Raw genomic sequence first — 20,823 nt, forward strand, 5'->3', positions numbered from 1 at the left:
GGAACGCGAATGCCGCAGGCTCATCTTCTCAGACGAGCCTGCGGCATCCTTCGACGTCAGTTGGCGGCGACCTTCTCCGTGTCGGCCGCAGCCTTCGCCGGAGCCTTGCGCGCCGGAGCCTTCTTGGCCGGAGCCGCTGCCGGAGCAGCCTTCTCGGCGGGCGCCTCGACCGGCTGCGGCGGACGCGGGCGCGCGGCGAATTCTTCGAAAACGTAGCGCGGGTTCTGCACGGTCGACAGGTTCACCATGTCGCGGCCGAGCCAGAAGTTGTTCCACCAGCCCCACAGCACGCGCCACTTCCGCTCCCACGACGGCATCGCGAGGCCGTGATAGCCGCGGTGAGCGAGCCATGCGATCCAGCCCTTGAGCGCGATGTTGCCCGACTGGAACACGCCGACCCAGAGGCCCAGGCCCGCGACGGCACCCAGGTTCTTGTGGATGTACTCGCGCGGCAGCTCGCCGCGGAGCACCGCCACCAGGTTCTTCGCAAGGAGCTTCGCCTGACGCACGGCGTGTTGCGCGTTGGGCACGCAGTACCCGCCCACGCCGCCACCGGTGAGGTCGGGCACGGCCGACACGTCGCCGGCGGCCCAGGCGCCCTCGACGACCTCGTCCTCGCTGCCGACCCGCAGGTCGGCACGGGTGCGGATGCGGCCGCGCTCCTCGACGGGCAGATCGCCGCCGCGCACCACCGTGGGGTTCGCCATGACGCCGGCGGTCCAGATGATGAGGTCGCTCGGGATGGTCTCGCCGGTCGACAGCTCGATGTTGCCGCCGACGGCGCCCGTGACCTGCGTGTCGAGGTGCACCGAGGCGCCGCGCTTCGCGAGATTCTTCAGCACCCACTCGCTCGTCTTCAGTGAGACCTCGGGCATGATGCGGCCCATCGCCTCGATGAGGTGGAAGTGCGTGTCGTCGAAGGTGAGCTGCGGGTAGCTCTTGACCAGCGAGGAGGCGAGCGAGCGCAGCTCGGCGAACACCTCGATGCCGGCGAAGCCGCCGCCGACGACGACGACGGTGAGCAGGCGGTCGCGCTCCGGACCGGCGGGCAGCGTCGACGCCTTGTCGAAGTTCGACATCAGCTTGTCGCGGATCGCGACGGCCTCTTCGATCGTCTTCAGGCCGATCGCGTTGTCGGCGATCCCCGGGATGGGGAACGTGCGCGAGACGGCACCCGCGGTGACGACGATCTGGTCGTAGGAGAGCTCATAGGGCTCGCCCGCGATCGGCGTGATCGTGGCGACCTTGTCGGCGTGGGTGATGCCGGTGACCTTGCCCGCCACGACGTTCGTCTTCTTGAGGTGACGACGCAACGCGACCACCGAGTGGCGGGCCTCGATCGAGCCCGCGGCGACCTCGGGGAGGAACGGCTGGTAGGTCATGTACGGCAGCGGGTCGACGATCGTCACGTCCGCCTCACCCTTGCGCAGATGCTTCTCGAGCTTCCAGGCCGTGTAGAAGCCTGCGTATCCGCCACCGACGATGAGGATCTTGGGCACGGTGTTGGTCACGGTTTGGAGTACTCCTCCTGTGTCAGCGGCTCGGCGCGCGGGACGCCAATCGGATGCGTCGGACAGCAGCGGTGACGCCGAGCGCCACCAGTATAGCCGTCGCCGTGACCAGCAGGAGCGGGAGGGTGCCGTAGATCACGGTATCCCGGTCGGGAAGAAGTGGAGAGGCGGCGCGGGTCATCGGTTCGGCGTCCGGCAGCGGCGCCACCTCCACGGGCGCCGCCGACTCCTCCGGAACCGGAGCGACCGGCGCCCGGCGGTACAGGCGCACCCAGTCCTCGAGGCTGCCCATCGGATTCGCGGTGACATTCGGGATGCTCGCCGCGACGGCGGCGGCGGCGTCCACCAGCCCGTAGCCGTAGAGCAGGTCGGGCACGTCTGTCGCACCCGCCGCAGGGTGAGCGGTCTTGATGATGCGGTGGATGACGTTGTTCGCGTCGAGCTCGGGGTGCGCCGCCCGCACGAGGGCCGCGATGCCGGCGACGATGGGCGCCGCGCCGCTCGTGCCGTCCCACGAGACCAGCGTGGAGTCGGCAGAGACGCCGACGAGCTCCTCGCTCGGCGCAGAGACGCCGATGGTGATCCCCTGCGTCGACGCATCTACGCTGGCCCGGCCGGACCGGTCGACGCCGCCCACCGTCAGCACCCCCGGGATGGTGGCGGGAGCGCCGACGCGCGTCGTCCCGCTCCCCCGGTTGCCCGCAGCCACCACGATCACGACGTCGTGCTCGAACGCGTAGAGGAAGGCGTCGTCCCAGCTCTCGGGCCAGTCCGGCACGTTCGTCGTCAGCGACATGTTGATCACGTCGGCGCCGTTGTCCACCGACCAGCGGATCGCGTCGGCGATCTGGTCTGAGAACGGACGCTGGGCCGATGACCCGAACGCGACCGATACCGACAGCAGCTGCGCCTCGGGCGCCACGCCGATCATGCCCGTGTCGGGACCCGTGCCCCGTCCCGCGGCGAGCGAGGCTACCCAGCTGCCGTGGTCCTTGTCCACGGCGCCGACGGGCGTGCGTCCGTCGGACGAGCCGGCGCCCGAGACATCCGTGCCGCCCGCCACCGCACCATCGAAGGCGACGGGTCCGCGGCCGATCCCGGTGTCGATGACGGCGATCTTCACGCCGGCGCCGCGCGTGGTCTGCCACGCCTTCTCGACGCCGTAGTCGGTCAGCCAGTACTCGGCGGCGCGTACCGGGTCTTCGTCGGCGGGCGCTGCCTGAGCGGTCGCGGGGGCGGCCGCGACGAGGGTCATCGCGACGGCGGACGCGGCGACCCCGGCCAGGAGGCGCCTGATCATCCGCCCGATCCCGGTTGCGCGCACACGCAGCGCTCGGGCGACCACGTCGACATGGCCAGGGCTCGATCCCCGATCGGGTTGACCCCAGGACCCGCGGCGAGCGCGTGACCCGCGAGAGCATGCAGGCACTTCACGCGCGTCGGCATGCCGCCCGCGGAGATACCCGCGATCTCGTCGACCTCGCCGAACTGCGCGCGGTCGCGCAGGTAGGCCTCGTGCGCGCGCCGGTACGCCGCGGCGACCTCGTCGTCGGCGGCGAGCTCCTCGGACAGCTCCCGCATCACGTGGTCGGCTTCGAGCACCGACATCGCAGCGGTCGCGGCAGGGTGGGTGAGGTAGTAGAACGTCGGGAAGGGCGTGCCGTCGGGGAGCCTCGGCGATGTCGCGACGACCGTGGGATTGCCGCAGACGCACTGTGCAGCGATGCCGACGACGCCGCGAGCGGGACGACCGAGCTGCTCGCGGAGCACGGCCAGGTCGGCGTCGCTGACAGGGGGGTACGGCGGGGTCGTCACAGAGGTGCTCCTTGGTCGTGGCCAGATTACCGACGCCACCTGGGATGGTCCTGGAACGCGCGGGAAGCGCACGCGCGGCCGTCCTCCCGGCGACGGGGGTCGCTCACGGCGTCGGGCTGGTCGAGGGTTCCGGGTCGGGCACGCCCACGGTCACGGGCGCCACGGTCTGCGCGAGCCCTGCCTCGGTGACCGAGCGGACGAGCTTCGACATCCAATCGGCGTCGGCGGCCTGGAGCTCATCGCTCACCGGGTCCTGCTCCTGCGGCGCGAGCTCAGGGGGGAGATCGTCCTCGACGAGGTACACGACCTCGCCGGGCTTCACGTAGTACAGCCGCTCGCGCGCCTGCGTCGTGATGTAGGCGGGGTCCTGCCAGCGGTCGCGCTGCGACTCGAGCTCGGCGACCTCGTCGCGGCTGAGCTGCACCGCCGCTTCGAGCGCGGCGACCTGCTGGCGCTGGTCGACGTAGGTGCCGATCGTGGGCACGAGCACGAAGGCCGCGAGCACCACCAGGCCCATCATGATGACCATGAAGCCGGAGAGACGGATGCCGCCGAGCCACGCCCGCACGTCGACCGGGCGCCGTGCGGGCACGGGCCGGCGACGCGGTGCGGCGGTCGCAGGAGTGCGGGCGTTGCCCGGGGTACGAGGAGAGGGAGCCGTCGTCTTGACCACGGCTCCCTCCTTTCGTCTCAGCAGCGCATCAGCCCTTGAATCGGGGGAACGCTCCGCGACCCGCGAACACCGCGGCCTCGCCGAGCTCCTCTTCGATGCGCAGAAGCTGATTGTATTTCGCGACGCGCTCGCTGCGGGCGGGCGCGCCGGTCTTGATCTGACCCGCGTTGACCGCGACCGCGAGGTCGGCGATCGTGGTGTCCTCGGTCTCGCCCGAACGGTGCGACAGCATCGAGCGGTAGCCGTTCTGGGTGGCGAGCGCGATCGCGTCGAGCGTCTCGGACAGGGTGCCGATCTGGTTCACCTTGACCAGCAGCGCGTTGCCGACCCCGAGGTCGATGCCCCTCTGCAGGCGCTCCGGGTTCGTGACGAACAGGTCGTCGCCCACCAGCTGCACCTTCTTGCCGATCTTGTCGGTGAGGGCCTTCCAGGCGTCCCAGTCATCCTCGGCGAGGGCGTCCTCGATCGTCACGATCGGGTAGTTCTCGACGAGATCGGCGAAGTAGTCGGTCAGCTGCTCGGCCGACCACGGCTTGCCCTCGACCGTGTAGACGCCGTCCTTGAAGAACTCGGTCGCGGCGACGTCGAGGCCGACGGCGATGTCCGCGCCGGGGGTGAAGCCCGCCTTCTCGATCGCCTGGATCAGGAAGTCGAGGCCCTCGCGGTTGCTGGGGAGGTCGGGCGCGAAGCCGCCCTCGTCGCCGAGGCCGGTCGCGAACCCTGCCGCCTTCAGCTCGCCCTTGAGGACGTGGTAGACCTCGGTGCCCCAGCGCAGCGATTCGGCGTACGTGTCGGCGCCGATCGGAGCGAGGAAGAACTCCTGGAAGTCGATGCCGTTGTCGGCGTGCTCGCCGCCGTTGATGACGTTGAACAGCGGCACGGGAAGGACGTGCGCGTTCGGGCCGCCCAGGTAGCGGAACAGCGCGAGGTCCGCCGAATCCGCGGCGGCCTTGGCAACGGCCAGCGAGACGCCGAGGATGGCGTTCGCGCCGGTGCGCGACTTGTTCTCGGTGCCGTCGGTGGCGATGAGGATCTCATCGATGAGGCGCTGCTCGCTCGCCTCGACGCCCTCGATCGCGGGGCCCAGTTCGTCGATGACGGCCGCGACCGCCTTCAGCACGCCCTTGCCGCCGTAGCGGCTCTTGTCGCCGTCGCGCAGCTCGTACGCCTCGAAAGCGCCGGTCGACGCACCCGAGGGGACGGCCGCGCGCTGGACGATGCCGTCGTCGAGCAGCACCTCCACCTCGACGGTCGGGTTTCCGCGCGAGTCGAGGATCTCACGGGCGCCTACAGCCTCGATCTGTGCCACAGGGGGTCTCCTTGCTTGGTGGAGGGTGGTTCGGCGGAGCGTCGTCGGTCCGCCCACGAGTCTAGTGATGACGGATGCCGAGGCCAGTGGCATCCGTCATACGACGAGCGCGATGGCGATCCCGTCGTAACCCTTCGCGTCGAGCGTCTGGAGGGCGGTCGCGTCGAATCGCGGATCGCGGCCGAGCATCTCGAGACCGCGCTGCACCCCGATGATCTGGGGATTCTCGGTCGCGGGGTTCGCGACCTCCCCTCCGCGGACCGTGTTGTCGACCATGACCACCGTGCCCGGGCGGCCGAGCCGTGCAGCCCAGTCGAGATAGATCGTGTTCGACTCCTTGTCGGCGTCGATGAAGACCAGATCGAACGGGTCGCCGCCTTCGAGGGTCGGCAGCACGTCGGCGGCACGACCGAGCCGGATCTCGACCTTGTCGCCGACGCCGGCGCGATCGAGGTTGGCCCGGGCGAGCTCGGCGTTGAGGGGCTCGGCCTCGATCGTCACCACCTGCCCGCCGGCGGGGATGCCGCGCGCCAGCCAGATCGTCGAGTAGGCGCCGAGGGTGCCGATCTCCAGCACCCGTCGGGCGCCCGACATACGCGCGATCAGGTGCAGGAGCTTGCCGTTGACCGGCGCGACCTCGATGGCGGGCAGCCCCGCGTCGTTCTGGGCGTCGACGGCCTGTTCGAGACCGGGGTCGTGGCCGACGAGCGTCTCGGTGAGGTAGGCGTCGACGCGACGCCACGTATCGGGTGTGGGATCGGCCATGCCCCTAGCCAAGCCTCCGTCGCCGCCGGGCGTCAAGGCCTGGAGGCCGCGCGGGCGACGAACGCCTCGAGCAGAGCGGCGCCGGTCACGGCGTCGTCCACCGTCACCACGAACCGCTTGCCGCTGCGACGCCCCACCTCGATCGCCTCCCCCGCGCGCAGCACGATGCCGAACCGGCGACCTGTGCTCCGGCGCAGACCCCACCCGCCGAACTCGCCCATCGGATTCACGTCCACGGATGCCGCCGAGGCCACGTCCGTCAGCGGCACGTGGAGCCGCGGGAATCCGAGCAACGAGTCGACGTGCAGACCGGTGTCGTCCACCCGCACGTGGAACGCGAGCGTCGTCGCCGCGAAGGCGAGAAGCACGAGCGTGATCCCGCCGAAGAGCCCGGCCAGCAGCGGGTAGGCACCGGTCACCCAGGCGACGACGGCTGCGACCCCGATCGCGAGCACCGCGGCGACGATCGCGATGGCGGCGCCGGTGTTCATCGAGGCGGCCCGCGCCCACACGGCGCGCTCGCCGGCTCGCAGCGACAGCGGCTTCGCCGGCGCGACCGCACCGTGGGCGGCGTGCTGGCGAGGCTGGAGGAACCAGGCTGCCGCGCCGGCCGCAGCACTCGTGGCGATCGACACCGCGAGCGCGCCCCAGACCGCGGGCGCCTCGCTCGCACGGTCCAGACCCGCCTGCATCGCGAACGTGAGGGTGAAGGCCGTCGTCGTGAGCGCGGAGGTCGCCGCAGCCGTCGCCCCCATGAGCCGGTAAGTCGCGCCGCGCTCTCCGCGGCGAAGCCCCGGCAGGGTCGTCAGCACGATCAGCAATGGGATGCCGAGCCCGAAGGCGACCGTCATCAGCGGCTGCGTCCAAGCGGGGAGGAAGCCATCGGCCTCCCCCGCCGCGTTCCGATGCACCGCGACCGTCGACGGCACCTGCGGCAGGAGCGCGAGCTGCACGGCGACGCCTCCGACGACCAGCACGATCGGGAGCCACACCGCGACCAGGACGAAGCGTCGCACCGCGCGATCCGTGATGGTCATCGGGCGCCTCCTTCGGGCATGTACGCGACGGCGGGAGCGGCGCTCGCGGCGGGCGTTCCAGGACGGAACTGGCCCGCGAGGACGATGACGAGCACGACCACGGCGACGAGTGCCCACGCGACGACGCCCAGCGGGCCGACGAGGGCCATGTCGGGCACGACACCCGCGCCGGCGAGGAGGAGAAGAAGACCGCCGGCGGCGTTGAGTGAACCGTAGGCGAGGGCTGCCGGCCACACCGACGTGCTGCGCAGCCGCAGCCAGCCGAACAGGATGCCCCAGGCGACGCAGCCTCCGACCATGAAGAGCACGCCGACGAGGTCGGGCCTGGCGAAGTTGTAGCCGAGGAGGATGACCGGAGCGTGCCACAGACCCCACACCGCGCCGGTGACCAGCAGCGCCGGCCACGTGCCGAGCGGCATCAGGGCGGTCTGCAGCCATCCGCGCCAGCCGAGCTCCTCGCCGAACGCGAGCACGCTGTTGACGACCGCGCCCAGCGGGATCATCGCCAGCTGCAGGGCCACCAGGACTCCGACCGGGGGCAGGGGTGCGCCCGCGGGTGACTTCGTCCGGCTCGACGGCGAGGTTGGCCGCCGGGTAGCCCAGGACGGGCTGCCGCGACACGACGCCGTCGGGAAGGTCCCACTGCGGAATCCAGAACCACTCGACAAGAGCGGATGCCACGCCCCGCGGGGGAAGCCGCGTGAAGCGGGGCAAGCGGTCGGGGTACAGCACTCCCCGCGTCGGATCCGTCACCCCCGTCACGGTAGTGCGCTGCCCCGACACGCGCGGGCGGGGGTGTCGCGAATCTCCAAGACCGCGGCATCCGCCCTCGCGAACATGGGGCCATGACTACCGAGAACACCACCGGCGTGACCGGTGCGCACACCACCGCCGGCCGCCCCAACGGGGCGACCAGCCTCACCCCGTTCCTCGCGATCCGCGGGGCGAGGGAGGCTCTCGACTTCTACCGCGACGTCTTCGGCGCGCGAGTGACCGATGTCACGGAGTTCGACGGGCTCGTCGTCCACGCGGGGCTGGACTCCGGCCTCGGCTTCCTCCAGATCGGAGAGCCCTCCCCCGCGTACGGGCTCGTCCCCGCACCCGAGGGCGAAGACGACTGCTACTCGCTGGGCGTCTACGTCGCGGATGCTGATGCGACGACCTCTCGTGCGGTGGCTGCGCGGGCGACGGTGAGGGAGGAACCGTCGACGTTCGTCTCCGGCGACCGCTACGCGAGCGTACGCGACCCGTTCGGGGTCCGGTGGTCGATCATGACGCGGGTCGAGGACCTGTCGGACGAGGAGAGCGCCGCACGAGTCGCGGAATGGGCCGCCTCGGTCAGCACGGGCTGACCGGGTCCTCCCTGGCGGCCTCGAACTCGGCGAGGAGCGGTGGCAGCAGTGCCTCGGCGGTGCGGCGGTAGCCCAGCGAGCTGGGGTGGAACCGGTCGAGGCTGAACATCTCGTCGGGCTGGCTGACGAAGAAGGGCCCGACCGCCCGGCCGAGCGACACGGCACGCGCTCCGGTCCGGGCGGCGGCGATGGCCTGCGCGTCGGCGAGCTGCCGCGAGAGGCGCGAGCCGAGTGCGCGCAGCGGCTGCGGCACCGGCCGTAGCGCACCCAGGTCAGGGCACGTTCCGACGACGACCACCGCTCCGCGCGCCCGCAGCCGCACGATCGCCTGCTCGAGGTGGCCGACCGACGTCGACACCGGCACGCGGTGGGTGATGTCGTTGCCGCCGACGACGATCACGGCGGCGTCGGGGCGATAGTCGGCAGGCAGGGCGTCGACCTGCGCGGCGAGCAGCGACGACTCCGAGCCCACGATCGCGGCCGTCCGCAGGCGCACCGGCCGGCGCTCGGCGCGTGCGAGTCCCTTCGCCAGGCGGGCGCCGAGCGTGTCCTTGCGGCGCTGGGCCCCGAGCCCGGCCGCGATCGAGTCGCCGAGCACGACGAACTCGAGCGGCGGTCCGTCGAAGCGACGGCCCCACACGCGGTCGGCGTCGAGCGCCTCCTCGCCCAGCGGCTTGCCGATGCGCCGCCGAGCGACCGCCGCCTGGCGTTCCAGCACCGCACGTCCGCCGACGAGGACGATCCCCGCGCCCACCGCGATCCCCGCCGTGGCGACGGCCGCGGACCGCCTGAACACCTCCCGCGACAACGTCATGCGTCCATGCCACCCGATCGGAATGAACAGGCCGGGTCGTCCCGGTGACCAGGCGGGTGCGGGGATCCGCGTGGGCCACGGGGACCAGTTGGCGAGTCGCCACGATCGCCCGAGAGAATCGCGTTTCCCGGCGACTCGCCAGAAAAGTGGCCGCAGACGCATCGGCCCGGCGACTCGCCAGAGCCGGCCGTTGATGCGGGTCGACCGCGGCGGGTCGCCGCGACGGGGAGGGGCGCCGGTGCGGGGCTCGGGCGGTTACGGGACGGAGGCCTCGTCCACCGCGGCAGCGACGCGGCGCTCGCGGGTGTCGGGGCGCTTGGCCTCCGTGACCGCGCGCGCGAGTTCTTTGCGGCGCGTGAAAGCGAGGGCGTCGAACGCGGCGCGCGCGCCCGCGGCATCCAGCGCTGCCGCCAGGTCGGCGGGCACCTCCACTTCGCGTTCCGCGGTGTCGAGGTCGATCGTCGCGTCGACCTCGTCGCCGATCTCGACGCCGAGCTCCGCACGCACCGCCTTCGAGAGACCGATGAGGTTGCGGCCGCCCATCACGCCGAGGCGCACTCGCGCGCTGCGCCCGCCGATTCCGACGACGACGGCGGCGCGCTTGCCTCCGCCGAGGTCGGCGACCTGCCCATCGGTGAGTTCGATCGCGGTGGCCGGGCCCATCGGCGCGAGCACGGTGTGGATCTGCAGCGTCATGCGCCCATCCTCGCGGGCGCGGACGGCGCGCGGGAAGCCCGGCGGCGTCGCTTCTCCCCCGCAGGCTAAAGTTCGCCCGTGACCTCCCCCGCCCTCCAGCGTCGACTCGGACTCGGTGACGCCGTCTTCGTCGGGCTCGGCTCGATGATCGGCGCGGGCGTCTTCGCCGTGTGGGCGCCGGCGGCGGATGCCGCGGGCACCGGTCTCCTCATCGGCCTCGCGATCGCCGCCGTCGTGGCGTTCGGCAACGCGACCTCGTCGGCGCAGCTGGCCGCCGCGTACCCGACGTCGGGCGGAACGTACGCGTACGGACGCGCGGAACTCGGCCCGTGGTGGGGGTTCGTCGCAGGCTGGGGATTCATCATCGGCAAGATCGCGAGCTGCGCGGCGATGGCACTGACGTTCGCCGCGTATGCCGCACCCGCGGGCTGGGAACGCCCGGTCGCGATCGCGGCCGTCGTCATGCTGACCGCTGTCAACTGGTTCGGAGTCACCCGGACCGCCGGCGCAGCGCGGGTGATCGTGGTGATCTCGCTCGGCGCGCTCGCCGCGGCCATCACGGCCGCCTTCTCGGGCGGCGAGGCGCCGGACTGGTTCACCGCCGGGACGCTCTGGGCGGGCGGCGGCTACGGGATCCTGCAGTCCGCCGGACTCCTGTTCTTCGCATTCGCCGGGTACGCGCGCATCGCGACGATGGGCGAGGAGGTGCGCGACCCGCGCCGCGTGATCCCCCGGGCGATCGTGATCGCGTTCACCATCGCGCTGGCCGTCTACGCCGTCGTCGCAGTCGCGGTGTTGAGCGCCCTCGGTCCCGACGCCGTCGCGTCATCGACCGAGCCCATCGCCGATGCGGCCGCACAGTCCGGTTGGGCGTGGATCGACATCGTGGTGCGCATCGGCGCCGCTGCGGCGTCGCTCGGCGCGCTGCTCGCGCTGATCGCCGGGGTGAGCCGCACCGCCTTCGCGATGTCGCGCGAGGGCGACCTTCCCCGCTTCTTCGACGCCGTGCATCCGCGCTGGCACGTGCCGCACCGCACGGAGCTCGCCGCAGCCGTGGTCGTCGTGCTGCTCGTGGCGCTCGTCGACCTCCGCGGCGCGATCGGCTTCTCGTCGTTCGGCGTGCTGCTGTACTACTTCGTCGCCAATGTCGCGGCATTCCGCCAGCGCGGTGACGCGCGCCGGTATCCGATCGCGCTCCAGGTGATCGGGGGCATCGGATGCCTCGTCCTCGCGGTGACGCTGCCGTGGCAGTCCGTCGTGGCCGGCGTGGCGGTGGTGGCCGTCGGAGTCGCGTATCGTGCGCTCCGCCTCCGCGGCGCCGCCTCCCGGTGATCCCCGCGCGCGTCACCTCCACCCGTGAGAGACGACAGTCGTGGGACGAGACGGCGGGTCGATCCCACGGTCTCGTCCTCGGACCGTCGCCTCAACGGAGAGGGCCCGGGTCAGGCGAGCGGCTTCACCTCGAGAGCGTCGGCGGTCGCACCGGCGGCGACCGTCGCGAAGGCCGAATAGCCGTCGGAGGCCGCGCGCTCGAGCAGCGCCTTGAGGTTCTTCGTCCGCTGCTCCAGGCGCACGCGCGAGCCCTGGCGCACCAGCGCCGCCTTGAGCGCGAGCAACTCGGCCTCGGTCACGTCGCGGTCGTGGACGAGCACGACGGCCGGGGCCGCGGCATCCGTCCGCTCCGCCACGAGGTCGACGATGCGCTCGAAGCCGATCGAGAACCCGACGGCGGGCACCTCCTGGCCGAGGAAGCGGCCGATCATGCCGTCATAGCGGCCGCCGCCGCCCAGCGAGTAGTCGACCGAGGGGTGGGCGAGCTCGAAGATCGTGCCGGTGTAGTAGCCCATGCCGCGCACCAGGAACGGGTCGAACACCAGCGGGATGTCGCCTTCGATCCCCGTCGCGCGGGCTGCCGCCACCGCCGAGCCGACGCCGGCCAGGTGCGCGATGATCTCGTCCGGCGCTGCCTCGGGAAGCGCCTTGCGGATCTGCCGCTCGCCGTAGGGGCTGTATTCGAGCGTCGTCGGGCGGCGCAGGAAGACCTCGAACGCGTCCACTGCTTGCGCCGTCGCACCCCGCTCGCGCAGCTCGGCGACGATCCCGTCGGGGCCGAGTTTGTCGAGCTTGTCGATCGTGATCAGGACGCCCGGGCGCTCGCCGGCGGTGAAGCCGAAGCTGTCGAGCATCCAGTCGAGGACGCGCCGGTCGTTGATGCGGATGCTGCCGCCCTCGAGCCCGAGCGCGTCGAGCGTGTCGAGCGTGGCGACGGCGAGCTCGGCCTCGGCGCGCGCGGACGCGTCGCCGATGATGTCGATGTCGCACTGCACGAACTGGCGGTACCGCCCCTTCTGCGGACGCTCGGCGCGCCAGACGGGAGCGATCTGGACCGAGCGGAACACCGAGGGCAGTTGTCCGCGGTTAGTGGCGTAGAACCGTGCGAGCGGCACGGTCAGGTCATAGCGCAGGCCGAGATCGGTGAGACCGGCCGGGTCGTCGGCGGCATCCCTGATCGCGTCGGCGTCGAGGCCGCGCTTGAGCACGTTGTAGGCGAGCTTCTCGTTGTCGCCGCCGATGCCCGCATGCAGCCGCGAGTATTCCTCCATGACCGGTGTCTCGATCTCGTCGAACCCGTGCGCGCGGTAGCGCTCGCGGATCACGGCGAGCACGGATTCGCGACGGGCCTTTTCAGCGGGGAGGAAGTCGCGCATGCCGCGCGGCGGATTGACGGATGCCACGCCCCTATCTTTCCAGGTCCTCCGGGGTGCCCTCGGCCGCGCGGATCTCGCGCTCGAGCCCGCGCAGGCGCTCGCGCAGCGCGCGATCCGCATCCCACCCGTTCGACCGGGCCGTGGCGACGAGGGCGAGGATCGCGTCGCCGAGCTCGGCCTCCGTGGTCGGCCCGCCGATCGCGATTCCGCGAGAGTGCACCTGTTCGCCGAGGGGTAGGGAACGACCCGCACTCCCGCCCACCTGCTGTACTCGCCCGGGTTCTGGCCCCACCTGGGATGCCTTCGACAGGAGCTTCTGGGCGAGCGCCAGACTCGGCATCCGTTCGCTCACGCCGTCGAGGACGGAGCGACGCCGGTGCTTCTCGGCGGCCTTCGCGGCGTTCCAGTGGATCAGCACCTCCTCCGGCGTCGTCGCCACGGCCTCGCCGAAGACGTGCGGATGCCGCCGCACCATCTTGTCTGTGAGCCCGCGGGCGACGTCGTCGATGTCGAAAGGGTCGTCCTCGTCGCGAGAGGCGATCTCGGAGTGGAACAGCACCTGCCAGAGCAGGTCGCCGAGCTCTTCGCGCAGCTCGTCGCGCGAGCCGTCCTCGACGGCGTCGATGAGCTCGGCGCTCTCCTCCACGAGGTAGGGGACGAGGGCGCGGTGGTCGATCTGCTGCGTCCAGACGCAGCGGTCCCGCACCGCGCGCATGACGTCGGCCGCCTCTCGCAGCGGGTCGGGCGCACCCGGCGAGTGGGGGTCGTTCACGTTGTCACGGATGCCGTCGCCGCCCGGCGTCGATAGTGCCATGCCCGCCACGATACGAGCCCTCCGGCCAGGAGGAGCGAAATCACCGAACCCGCGAGCACCCCGAGCGTGGCCTGGTCACGCAGCGCGGCGGCGCTGGAGAACGCGAGCTCCGACAGCAGCAGCGACACGGTGAACCCGATGCCGCCCAGGGCCCCGGCTGCCAGCAGGTCGGCGAACGCGAGCGGGGAAGCGCTCCCCCGGTGCGCGACGCGCAGCGAGATCCACCCGAACACTGAGATGCCCACGACCTTGCCCACCGGGAGCGCCACGAGCACGCCCCAGAACGCCGGCGACAGGTCCGACGGCGGCACCGACGGGATCTGCACCAGCGCGGCCGAGAACGCGAAGACCGGAAGCACGACGACGTTGACCCACGGTTCCAGCTCGTGCCTCACGCGCAGCGCGGGGCGCTGCGCCATGGCGAGCCCGAGCACGACGCCCGCGATCGTCGCGTGGACGCCCGACAGATACACGAGAACCCAGGTCGTGACCGCGAGTACCACGAGCACGACCGCGATCGGGACGCGGGCCCGCGTGTCGAGCTGCCGGCTCAGGATGCCGAACGCGACGACGGCGACCGCGGCCCCGGCCAGCGCCGCGAAGTTCACGCCGCTCGTGAAGAGCACCGCGATGAACACGATGCCGACGATGTCGTCGAGGATCGCGAGCGCGAGCAGGAAGACCCGGAGGGCGGACGGAAGCCCGCGACCGAAGACAGCGAGCACGCCGAGCGCGAAGGCGATGTCGGTCGCAGTGGGGATCGGCCACCCCGCGGTCGCGTCCGATCCCCACGCCATCGCTGCATAGACCGCGATCGGGATCAGAACGCCACCGGCCGCGGCGATCGCGGGCTGCAGCGCGGTGCGCGCCGAGTTGAGCTGGCCCCTCGTGAGCTCGTACTGCAGCTCGACGGCGACGACGAAGAAGAAGACCGCGAGGAGGCCGTCTTTTATCCAGTGCGACAGGCTGAGCTCGAACACGCCCGGGATGCCGAGAGACGCGTGCATGGCGTCGTCCACGGCGGGACCCCATGCCGAGTTGGCGACGAAGAGTCCGAGTGCCGCCGCGATGAGGAGGATGATCGCGGGGAAGCGGGCGGAGCGGAGAAGCGACATCTGGCCTCCGTGAGGGAATCGCGGGTCGACGAGGACGTGCCGACCAGACTTCCCGGCGCTCCACGGGTCAGTGTAGCGAGCGCTCACCCGACCGTCCGGCGGCCGATCGTCACACAGCGTCCACCGTCACTTCGGGGAAACACCGCGCCGTTAGCCTGGGGAGATGCGTGAACTCACCCACACCGAAGCGATCGACCTCGTCGGGCGGTACGAGGCTGAGCAGGCGATCCCCGAGCAGATGCGCGGCGACGTCCGCATGCTGGGAACGCTCCTCGGTCAGGTCCTGAGGGAGAGCGGATCGCCCGGACTCTACGAGGATGTCGAGCGGCTGCGCACCGCCACGATCCAGGCGTACACGGATGAGACGCCGGAGGCCTTCGCCCGCGCCGCCGCGATCGCCGACTCGTTCACCATCGCCCGCGCCGACGAGGTCGCCCGCGCGTTCACCGCGTACTTCCACCTCGTGAACCTCGCGGAGGAGCACCAGCGCGTGCGCGTGCTCCGCGAGCGCGACGGCCGCCCCGACCGCGAGCAGGCGACCGACTCGGTCGCCGCCGCGTTCGTGCGCCTGGCCGCCGAGGTGGGCGACGACACGGCGCTCGAGCGCCTGCAGAGCATGCGGTTCCACCCGGTGTTCACCGCCCACCCGACGGAGGCTCGTCGGCGGGCGGTGTCGACGAGCATCCGTCGGCTGGCGACGCTGCTGGAGGAACACGACGCCTCGCTCCGCGGCGGCGCGGACGAACGCCGCGCCGAGCGCCGCATGCTCGAGGAGATCGACACCCTGTGGCGCACCGCGCCGCTGCGGCCCGAGAAGCCGGCGCCCACCGACGAGGTGCGCGCGGTGATGGCCGTGTTCGACGACACGCTCTACACCGCGGTCCCTCACGTGTACCGCCGCGTCGACGACGCTCTCCAGGGTCCCGCCGCGGGCGGCCGCGCTCCCGTCGTGCGCCCGTTCGTGCGCGTCGGCTCGTGGGTCGGCGGCGACCGTGACGGAAACCCGTTCGTCACGGCGTCCGTCACCCGCAAGGCCTCAGCGATCGCGAGCGAGCACGTGCTCATCGGCCTGGAGCGCACGACCAGCCGCATCGGCCGCACCATGACGCTGGACGCCTCGACCACGCCGCCGAGCGACGCGCTGCTCGCCCTGTGGCGTCGCCTCAAGGCCGCCGACGAGGACGCCGCGAAGGACATCGCCAAGCGCTCCCCCGACGAGCCGCACCGGCGCATCCTCCTGCTGATCGCCCGCAAGATCGAGGCGACCCGCGCCCGCAACGCCGATCTGGCCTACCGCGACCCGGAGCACCTGCTCGCCGACCTCCGCGTCGTGCAGGACTCGCTCGTCCAGGCCGGGGCGCCGCGCCAGGCCTACGGGCACCTGCAGCAGCTGCTGTGGCAGGTCGAGACGTATGGGTTCCACCTCACCGAGCTGGAGGTGCGTCAGCACTCCGCCGTGCACGCCAAGGTACTCGCCGAGCTCGAGTCGGGCGCGCCGCGCAGCGAGCTCGCCGAAGAGGTGCTCGACGTCGTGCGCACGGTCGGGTTCCTGCAGGAGCGCTACGGCCCTCGCGCCGCCGGCCGGTACATCGTGTCGTTCACGCAGTCCGCCGAGGACCTCGCGAACGTGCACAAGCTCGCGGCGCTCGCCGTCGGGCCCGACGGCACGCCGCCGGTGCTCGACGTGATCCCGCTGTTCGAGACGTTCGCCGACCTGCAGGCAGCGCCCCGCATCCTCGCCGAGATCGTCGAGCACCCCGCGTTCGCCGCACGTCTGGAGGCCACCGGCCGGCGCCTCGAGGTCATGCTCGGCTACTCGGACTCGTCGAAGGACGTCGGCCCCGTCGCCGCCAACCTCGCGCTGTACGAGGCGCAGGCGAAGATCGCGGCCTGGGCCGACGAGAACGGCATCGAGCTCACCCTGTTCCACGGCCGCGGCGGCGCCCTCGGCCGCGGCGGCGGGCCCGCGAACTCGGCGATCATGGCGCAGCCTCCGCACTCGGTCGACGGCCGGTTCAAGCTGACCGAGCAGGGCGAGGTCATCTTCGCCCGCTACGGCGACCCCGCCATCGCGATGCGACACATCGACCAGGTCGCCGCGGCGATCCTGCTGGCCTCGTCGCCCTCTAACGAGGAGCGCAACCGTGCCGCGGCGGAGAGGTACGCGGGCGTCGCGGCGACGATGGACGCGGCATCCCGCGAGCGCTTCTTCTCGCTCGTCAAGGCCCCCGGCTTCGCGCCCTGGTTCGCGCGCGTGACGCCGATGGAGGAGATCGGCCTGCTCGCCCTCGGCTCGCGCCCGGCGCGCCGCGGGCTGTCGGTCGAGTCCCTCGAAGACCTCCGCGCCATACCGTGGGTGTTCGCGTGGACGCAGGCGCGCATCAACCTTGCAGGGTGGTTCGGCCTGGGAACAGCGCTCGAGGCCGTCGGCGACGAGCCGCTGCTGCAGCAGGCGTACCAGGACTGGCCGCTCTTGCGCACGCTCATCGACAACGTCGCGATGAGCCTCGCCAAGACCGACGACCGCATCGCACTGCACTACCTCGAGCTCGGCGACCGCGACGACCTCGCGGGCCTCGTGCGCGACGAGATGAGCCTCACGCGCGACTGGGTGATCCGCATCACCGGAGGCACCGAGCTGCTCGGCAACAAGCCGGTCCTGCAGCGCGCCGTCAAGATGCGCAGCCCCTACGTCGACGCGCTCTCGCTGCTCCAGCTGCGCGCGCTCCGAGCGCTGCGCGAGGCCCCGGAGGGCGCGCCGGTCGACCCCGAACTGCAGCGCCTGCTCCTGCTGTCGGTGTCGGGCGTGGCCGCGGGTCTGCAGAACACGGGCTGACCCGGACGGCGCCGCGCGTCGCACCGGCGATCGCCGCCACCCCGGCGTACCGTGGCGCCCATGGCACGGATCGTCGTCGCCGAAGTCTGCCCTTGGTGCGGGTCGCTCGATGTGCGGGCGGCCGAACCGCGGTGGTTCCGGATCGAGTGGGAGCGTCGAGGCCACCTCGACGACGGCTGGGTCGACCACCTCGAGTTCGGCTGCCGCGACTGCGGCCTCGTCTGGGACTGACGTCGGAGATTCACGGATGCTGCGGCCCGCAGCATCCGTTGTCCTCGTCGTCTGCGCTAGCGGGCGCGACGGGGCTTCTTCGTGCCGACCATGTACGGCAGACCCCGGCCCACCGCCGAGAACGTGCTCCCGAGGCGGGTGCGGAGAGAGGGCTTGGGCGCCTCAGAGACGACGCCGTCGAGGTCGGCCACGTCGACGAAGTAGGCCCGGACGCTGCCGATCCCCTCGAGGTTCGGGGTGATCTCGCCGACGGCGTCGGGAAGCGATGGCGTGTCGGCCCGGTACAGGTCCTCGGTGAGCAGGACGTACTCGGGGATCTCGACGGAGTTCTTGAGCAGCCGGTGCACCAGGATCACGTCGATCCCCACGAGCTTGGATCTGCCGCTGATGCTCTGCGTCGCGACATCGCCCACGTGCGCCACGAACTTCAGCTTCAGATCGCGGGCTTGGCGGCATCCTCCGCATGGGCAGAGGTTCTGGACGATGTACTCGCGCTCCAGATGGAACGCGCGGTGCATCGCGACGGCGACCTGCAGGATGTCGGCCAGCGTCGTGTCGGGATCGCGCTGCCCCGCCCGGCGTGAGAGGAAGGCGCCATCGCCCTCGATCTCGACGAGGTCGAAGCCCCGGGCGGCGTGCACGATGCTCTCGAGCATCCTGGCGGTGTTCACCTCGGCGTGTGCGAGAGTCAGGCGGTGCGAGCCCATGTACTCGGTGTAGCCGCCGATGTCGGCGATCAGCAGGGCCGTTCTCGATGTCGTCATGCCGCACATCCCTCTCGATCAGTCCGGGTCATCCGCCCGGCTCACGACGACCGGAGTCGCCCAGCGGCTCATCCGGCGCGAACCGGTCGAGCCGCTGATCGACGCTCGTCGCGGCCGCCTGCGCACTGGGCGCGTAGCCGAGCACGACCGCCGTGAACCTGTCGGCTGCGAGCGCTTTGAGGCGGAGAGCGGTATGCGCTGTCACGGTAGCGGTTCGACGCGTTCTGCGCACCAGCGCGATCTCGCCGAACCCCTCCCCCTCGCCGAGCGTCGCCACGACCCTGCCGTCTCCGATGACGTCTGCCGTGCCGCTCTCGATCACGTAGTAGCGATCGCCCACGTCGCCCTGGGTGAAGACGGGTGTCCCCGCCGCCACGTCCACCGGCTCGAGTCCGCGGGCGAGCTGCTCGATCGAGGGCAGCGGCAGCGGCTGGAACATCGGCACCTGCTGCAAGAGGGACACCTCGACGTCGAGCGCGTCGACCGATCGATCCAGGCGACGCAGGCGCCACCATGACGCGAGCGCCAGCACGGGACACACCAGGCCGATCACGATCAGCGCCCGCTCGACGCCGACCCACGCGATGACCCCAGAGGCCAGGATGGCCCCGATGCCGATCGAGACCGCGACCAGGCTCTCCAGCACCCCGAACACCCGGGCCATCACCGCGTCGGCCGCCAGCCGTCCGATCAGGGTGAATCCGGCGAGATCGATGAGCGCGTTGCCGACGCCGACGAAGGAGAGCAGGAAGAGGGCGGCCGCCTGCTGCGGGAAGAACCCGACGAGGGCGATGGGCAGACCCCAGAGACCCACGCCGACCCCGAACCACGCGCCCAGACGCCCGGTGCCCACCAGCAGGGAGGCAGCGAGCGAACCGACGACCGCTCCCACGCCCACGGCGGCCATCAGCGCGCCCGCGCCGGATTCCCCCGTGTGCAGCAGCTCGATCGCGACGACGACGGAGAAGACCGTCAGCGCACCGCGCGTGAGCGACTGGGCCGCCGCCAGCCCCAGGATGAGCTGCAGATCCCGGCTGCGACCGACGGCGCGCAGCCCTTCGACCGCCTCCTTCAGGAGGTCCCGGCGCGGTGCCGGTGGCCGCGGCGGCGCGTCGTAGCGCACGCGGAACAGCAGCAGCGCCGCCCAGAGAGAAGCGGCCGCGGCAACCGCGAACACGACCGACACGTCGGCGAACGCGAGGACGATGGCTGCCAGGAGCGGACCCACGAGCGTCGCCACCGAATCGAGCAGCCCGCGCACGACGTTCGCGCTCGCCAGTTCATGCCCGGTACGGCACAGCGTGGGCAGCAGCGCGGAGTGCGCCGGGCGGAACAGGGTCGCGGCGATCGTGGACAGCACCGCGAGGGCGTAGACCACGGCGATCGGGCCCGAGACAGCCACCATCACGGCGGCGAGGGCGGTCGCCACGCCCCTCAGCATCGACACCACCACGAGCACGCGCTCGCGGCGGCCCCGGTCGGCGAACGGCGACAGCACCGGCGCGAGGACCGCGGACGGCAGCATCCGCAGCAGACCGACCAGCCCCAGGGCGAGCGCCCCGCCGTCGTTGTACGCCACGATGCCGAGGGCGACCGTGAACGCCCACTCCGCCGTCCACGCACCGAGGAAGCTCAGCTGCGCGCGCCGCAGATTGACGTTGCGCCAATTGCTCGAGAAGGCACCCAGTGCCTGGTCGAGTCTCGAACGGGTCCCCAGACGGCCCATGCGGAGACTCTAGGCCGGGGATACTGCGATGGCCAGTATTCGACGCCCTTGTTCAGCCCAGCGGACGGTCGTCGGCGTGGCGCGCGAGGCTGCGGCCGTAACGCTCGGTGAGCTGCACCATGAGGTCGGGCGTCTCCCGGTCGAGGCCGAACACGTAACCCGGGAAGTCGAGTTCGCGCTGCGCTGCCCAGATCTCCTCGTGGCGGTCCGGCGGCAGGATCTGCGCCGGGTCGCCCACCGCGACCCAGCCGATGGGCACGGTGGACTCGGCGGGGAGCGTCGTGCGCAGGTGCACGACCGCGTTGATGCGCACCTCGCTGCGCGCGCCGATGCGCGCGCCGTTGAAGACGCGTGTGCCGGTGGCGAGGAACACCTCCTCCTCGATCACCGCGCCCGAGACGCTCGCCATCGGCCCGACCAGCACGTGGTCGGCGATGTGCACCGGGTTCGTCGCGGTGGCGCGGATGAGCGCGTTCTCCATGACGATCACGTTCGCCCCGAGGGTGATGGCGCCGCCCTCAGCGGTGATCACGGCGCCGTGCAGGACCTGGCAGTCCGCGCCGATCTCGACATCGCCGCTGATCACCGCCGTCGCCGCCACGACCGCGTCGGGATGGATCCGGGGCTGTGCCCCGAGGTGCTCGAACCGCATCGTTC

20 protein-coding genes are annotated in these 20,823 nt (G+C 71.6%); 4 read left to right on the forward strand and 16 right to left on the reverse strand.

The annotated features are described in order from the left end of the window. Window positions 1-56: 56 nt before the first annotated feature. From MRBLWH3_RS15195 to MRBLWH3_RS15230, 8 genes are all read right to left on the reverse strand, one after another. A complete protein-coding gene (locus tag MRBLWH3_RS15195) occupies window positions 57-1,499 on the reverse strand; it encodes an NAD(P)/FAD-dependent oxidoreductase (RefSeq protein WP_363435559.1) in 1,443 nt (480 codons plus the stop codon). Window positions 1,500-1,533: 34 nt separating this feature from the next. Next, on the reverse strand, window positions 1,534-2,811 hold the full coding sequence (locus MRBLWH3_RS15200) for a S8 family serine peptidase (protein ID WP_363433573.1): 1,278 nt from the start codon (window positions 2,809-2,811) through the stop codon (window positions 1,534-1,536). Continuing rightward, entirely contained in the window at window positions 2,808-3,326 is a 519-nt protein-coding gene (locus MRBLWH3_RS15205) for a DUF501 domain-containing protein (RefSeq protein ID WP_363433575.1), read from the reverse strand. The genes MRBLWH3_RS15200 and MRBLWH3_RS15205 overlap by 4 nt, the downstream gene beginning before the upstream one ends. A 103-nt stretch (window positions 3,327-3,429) precedes the next feature. Then, entirely contained in the window at window positions 3,430-3,999 is a 570-nt protein-coding gene (locus MRBLWH3_RS15210; RefSeq protein WP_363433577.1) for an FtsB family cell division protein, read from the reverse strand. A gap of 28 nt (window positions 4,000-4,027) precedes the next feature. Next, window positions 4,028-5,308 carry a phosphopyruvate hydratase gene (eno, locus tag MRBLWH3_RS15215; RefSeq protein WP_363433581.1) on the reverse strand — a complete coding sequence of 427 codons (1,281 nt, stop codon included), beginning with the start codon at window positions 5,306-5,308 and terminating at the stop codon, window positions 4,028-4,030. A gap of 96 nt (window positions 5,309-5,404) precedes the next feature. After that, window positions 5,405-6,073 carry an O-methyltransferase gene (locus MRBLWH3_RS15220; RefSeq protein ID WP_363433584.1) on the reverse strand — a complete coding sequence of 223 codons (669 nt, stop codon included), beginning with the start codon at window positions 6,071-6,073 and terminating at the stop codon, window positions 5,405-5,407. 32 nt (window positions 6,074-6,105) lie between these two features. Further along, entirely contained in the window at window positions 6,106-7,110 is a 1,005-nt protein-coding gene (locus MRBLWH3_RS15225) for a DUF1648 domain-containing protein (RefSeq protein ID WP_363433587.1), read from the reverse strand. Continuing rightward, on the reverse strand, window positions 7,107-7,631 hold the full coding sequence (locus MRBLWH3_RS15230) for a CPBP family intramembrane glutamic endopeptidase (protein WP_363433590.1): 525 nt from the start codon (window positions 7,629-7,631) through the stop codon (window positions 7,107-7,109). The genes MRBLWH3_RS15225 and MRBLWH3_RS15230 overlap by 4 nt, the downstream gene beginning before the upstream one ends. Window positions 7,632-7,955: 324 nt before the next feature. Between MRBLWH3_RS15230 and MRBLWH3_RS15235 the strand changes: the two genes are divergently transcribed. Next, window positions 7,956-8,462: a VOC family protein gene (locus tag MRBLWH3_RS15235; RefSeq protein WP_363433592.1), complete on the forward strand. Its 507-nt coding sequence runs from the start codon at window positions 7,956-7,958 to the stop codon at window positions 8,460-8,462. Here the strand turns inward: MRBLWH3_RS15235 and MRBLWH3_RS15240 are convergent. After that, window positions 8,449-9,276, reverse strand: a complete 828-nt coding sequence (locus tag MRBLWH3_RS15240; protein WP_363433595.1) for an SGNH/GDSL hydrolase family protein — start codon at window positions 9,274-9,276, stop codon at window positions 8,449-8,451. The two genes, MRBLWH3_RS15235 and MRBLWH3_RS15240, sit on opposite strands and share 14 nt — an antisense overlap. Window positions 9,277-9,531: 255 nt before the next feature. Continuing rightward, entirely contained in the window at window positions 9,532-9,972 is a 441-nt protein-coding gene (locus tag MRBLWH3_RS15245; protein ID WP_363433598.1) for a YdeI/OmpD-associated family protein, read from the reverse strand. A 78-nt stretch (window positions 9,973-10,050) separates the two neighbouring features. Between MRBLWH3_RS15245 and MRBLWH3_RS15250 the strand changes: the two genes are divergently transcribed. Continuing rightward, on the forward strand, window positions 10,051-11,304 hold the full coding sequence (locus MRBLWH3_RS15250; protein WP_363433600.1) for an APC family permease: 1,254 nt from the start codon (window positions 10,051-10,053) through the stop codon (window positions 11,302-11,304). Between the two features lie 110 nt (window positions 11,305-11,414). On the opposite strand, the gene hisS is transcribed toward MRBLWH3_RS15250, so the two are convergent. From hisS to nhaA, 3 genes are read right to left on the reverse strand one after another with little or no spacing between them, the layout of a single operon-like run. Beyond that, a complete protein-coding gene (gene hisS, locus MRBLWH3_RS15255) occupies window positions 11,415-12,680 on the reverse strand; it encodes a histidine--tRNA ligase (RefSeq protein ID WP_363435561.1) in 1,266 nt (421 codons plus the stop codon). Between the two features lie 31 nt (window positions 12,681-12,711). Beyond that, window positions 12,712-13,494 carry a MazG family protein gene (locus tag MRBLWH3_RS15260; protein WP_363433603.1) on the reverse strand — a complete coding sequence of 261 codons (783 nt, stop codon included), beginning with the start codon at window positions 13,492-13,494 and terminating at the stop codon, window positions 12,712-12,714. Continuing rightward, the gene (gene nhaA, locus MRBLWH3_RS15265; RefSeq protein WP_363433606.1) at window positions 13,449-14,609 is read right to left on the reverse strand and encodes a Na+/H+ antiporter NhaA; all 1,161 of its coding nucleotides are present in this window, start codon (window positions 14,607-14,609) and stop codon (window positions 13,449-13,451) included. The genes MRBLWH3_RS15260 and nhaA overlap by 46 nt, the downstream gene beginning before the upstream one ends. A 163-nt stretch (window positions 14,610-14,772) precedes the next feature. On the opposite strand from nhaA, the gene MRBLWH3_RS15270 reads away from it, so the two are divergent. Together MRBLWH3_RS15270 and MRBLWH3_RS15275 are read left to right on the forward strand one after the other, a co-directional pair. Next, on the forward strand, window positions 14,773-17,445 hold the full coding sequence (locus MRBLWH3_RS15270) for a phosphoenolpyruvate carboxylase (protein ID WP_363433609.1): 2,673 nt from the start codon (window positions 14,773-14,775) through the stop codon (window positions 17,443-17,445). Between the two features lie 60 nt (window positions 17,446-17,505). Then, entirely contained in the window at window positions 17,506-17,676 is a 171-nt protein-coding gene (locus MRBLWH3_RS15275; protein ID WP_363433611.1) for a hypothetical protein, read from the forward strand. A 56-nt stretch (window positions 17,677-17,732) separates the two neighbouring features. Here MRBLWH3_RS15275 and MRBLWH3_RS15280 read toward each other — a convergent pair whose 3' ends face one another. The 3 genes from MRBLWH3_RS15280 to MRBLWH3_RS15290 are packed head-to-tail and all read right to left on the reverse strand — an operon-like array spanning window position 17,733 to window position 20,818. Continuing rightward, complete coding sequence (locus MRBLWH3_RS15280) at window positions 17,733-18,440, reverse strand: DUF2652 domain-containing protein (RefSeq protein WP_363433613.1); 708 nt, start codon at window positions 18,438-18,440, stop codon at window positions 17,733-17,735. A gap of 28 nt (window positions 18,441-18,468) precedes the next feature. Further along, the gene (locus MRBLWH3_RS15285) at window positions 18,469-20,166 is read right to left on the reverse strand and encodes an MFS transporter (RefSeq protein WP_363433616.1); all 1,698 of its coding nucleotides are present in this window, start codon (window positions 20,164-20,166) and stop codon (window positions 18,469-18,471) included. Window positions 20,167-20,218: 52 nt separating this feature from the next. Further along, on the reverse strand, window positions 20,219-20,818 hold the full coding sequence (locus MRBLWH3_RS15290; protein WP_363433619.1) for a gamma carbonic anhydrase family protein: 600 nt from the start codon (window positions 20,816-20,818) through the stop codon (window positions 20,219-20,221). Window positions 20,819-20,823 lie beyond the last annotated feature (5 nt).

This window comes from Microbacterium sp. LWH3-1.2, from assembly GCF_040675855.1.
Lineage (GTDB): Bacteria > Actinomycetota > Actinomycetes > Actinomycetales > Microbacteriaceae > Microbacterium.

Coding starts and splice junctions, on each gene's coding strand:
- MRBLWH3_RS15285 (WP_363433616.1), bottom strand. CDS start 20,166: ATGGGCCGTCTGGGGACCCGTTCGAGACTCGACCAGGCACTGGGTGCC.
- MRBLWH3_RS15220 (WP_363433584.1), bottom strand. CDS start 6,073: ATGGCCGATCCCACACCCGATACGTGGCGTCGCGTCGACGCCTACCTC.
- nhaA (WP_363433606.1), bottom strand. CDS start 14,609: ATGTCGCTTCTCCGCTCCGCCCGCTTCCCCGCGATCATCCTCCTCATC.
- MRBLWH3_RS15240 (WP_363433595.1), bottom strand. CDS start 9,276: ATGACGTTGTCGCGGGAGGTGTTCAGGCGGTCCGCGGCCGTCGCCACG.
- MRBLWH3_RS15225 (WP_363433587.1), bottom strand. CDS start 7,110: ATGACCATCACGGATCGCGCGGTGCGACGCTTCGTCCTGGTCGCGGTG.
- MRBLWH3_RS15270 (WP_363433609.1), top strand. CDS start 14,773: ATGCGTGAACTCACCCACACCGAAGCGATCGACCTCGTCGGGCGGTAC.
- hisS (WP_363435561.1), bottom strand. CDS start 12,680: ATGCGCGACTTCCTCCCCGCTGAAAAGGCCCGTCGCGAATCCGTGCTC.
- MRBLWH3_RS15260 (WP_363433603.1), bottom strand. CDS start 13,494: ATGGCACTATCGACGCCGGGCGGCGACGGCATCCGTGACAACGTGAAC.
- MRBLWH3_RS15290 (WP_363433619.1), bottom strand. CDS start 20,818: ATGCGGTTCGAGCACCTCGGGGCACAGCCCCGGATCCATCCCGACGCG.
- MRBLWH3_RS15280 (WP_363433613.1), bottom strand. CDS start 18,440: ATGACGACATCGAGAACGGCCCTGCTGATCGCCGACATCGGCGGCTAC.
- MRBLWH3_RS15275 (WP_363433611.1), top strand. CDS start 17,506: ATGGCACGGATCGTCGTCGCCGAAGTCTGCCCTTGGTGCGGGTCGCTC.
- MRBLWH3_RS15200 (WP_363433573.1), bottom strand. CDS start 2,811: ATGATCAGGCGCCTCCTGGCCGGGGTCGCCGCGTCCGCCGTCGCGATG.
- MRBLWH3_RS15245 (WP_363433598.1), bottom strand. CDS start 9,972: ATGACGCTGCAGATCCACACCGTGCTCGCGCCGATGGGCCCGGCCACC.
- MRBLWH3_RS15235 (WP_363433592.1), top strand. CDS start 7,956: ATGACTACCGAGAACACCACCGGCGTGACCGGTGCGCACACCACCGCC.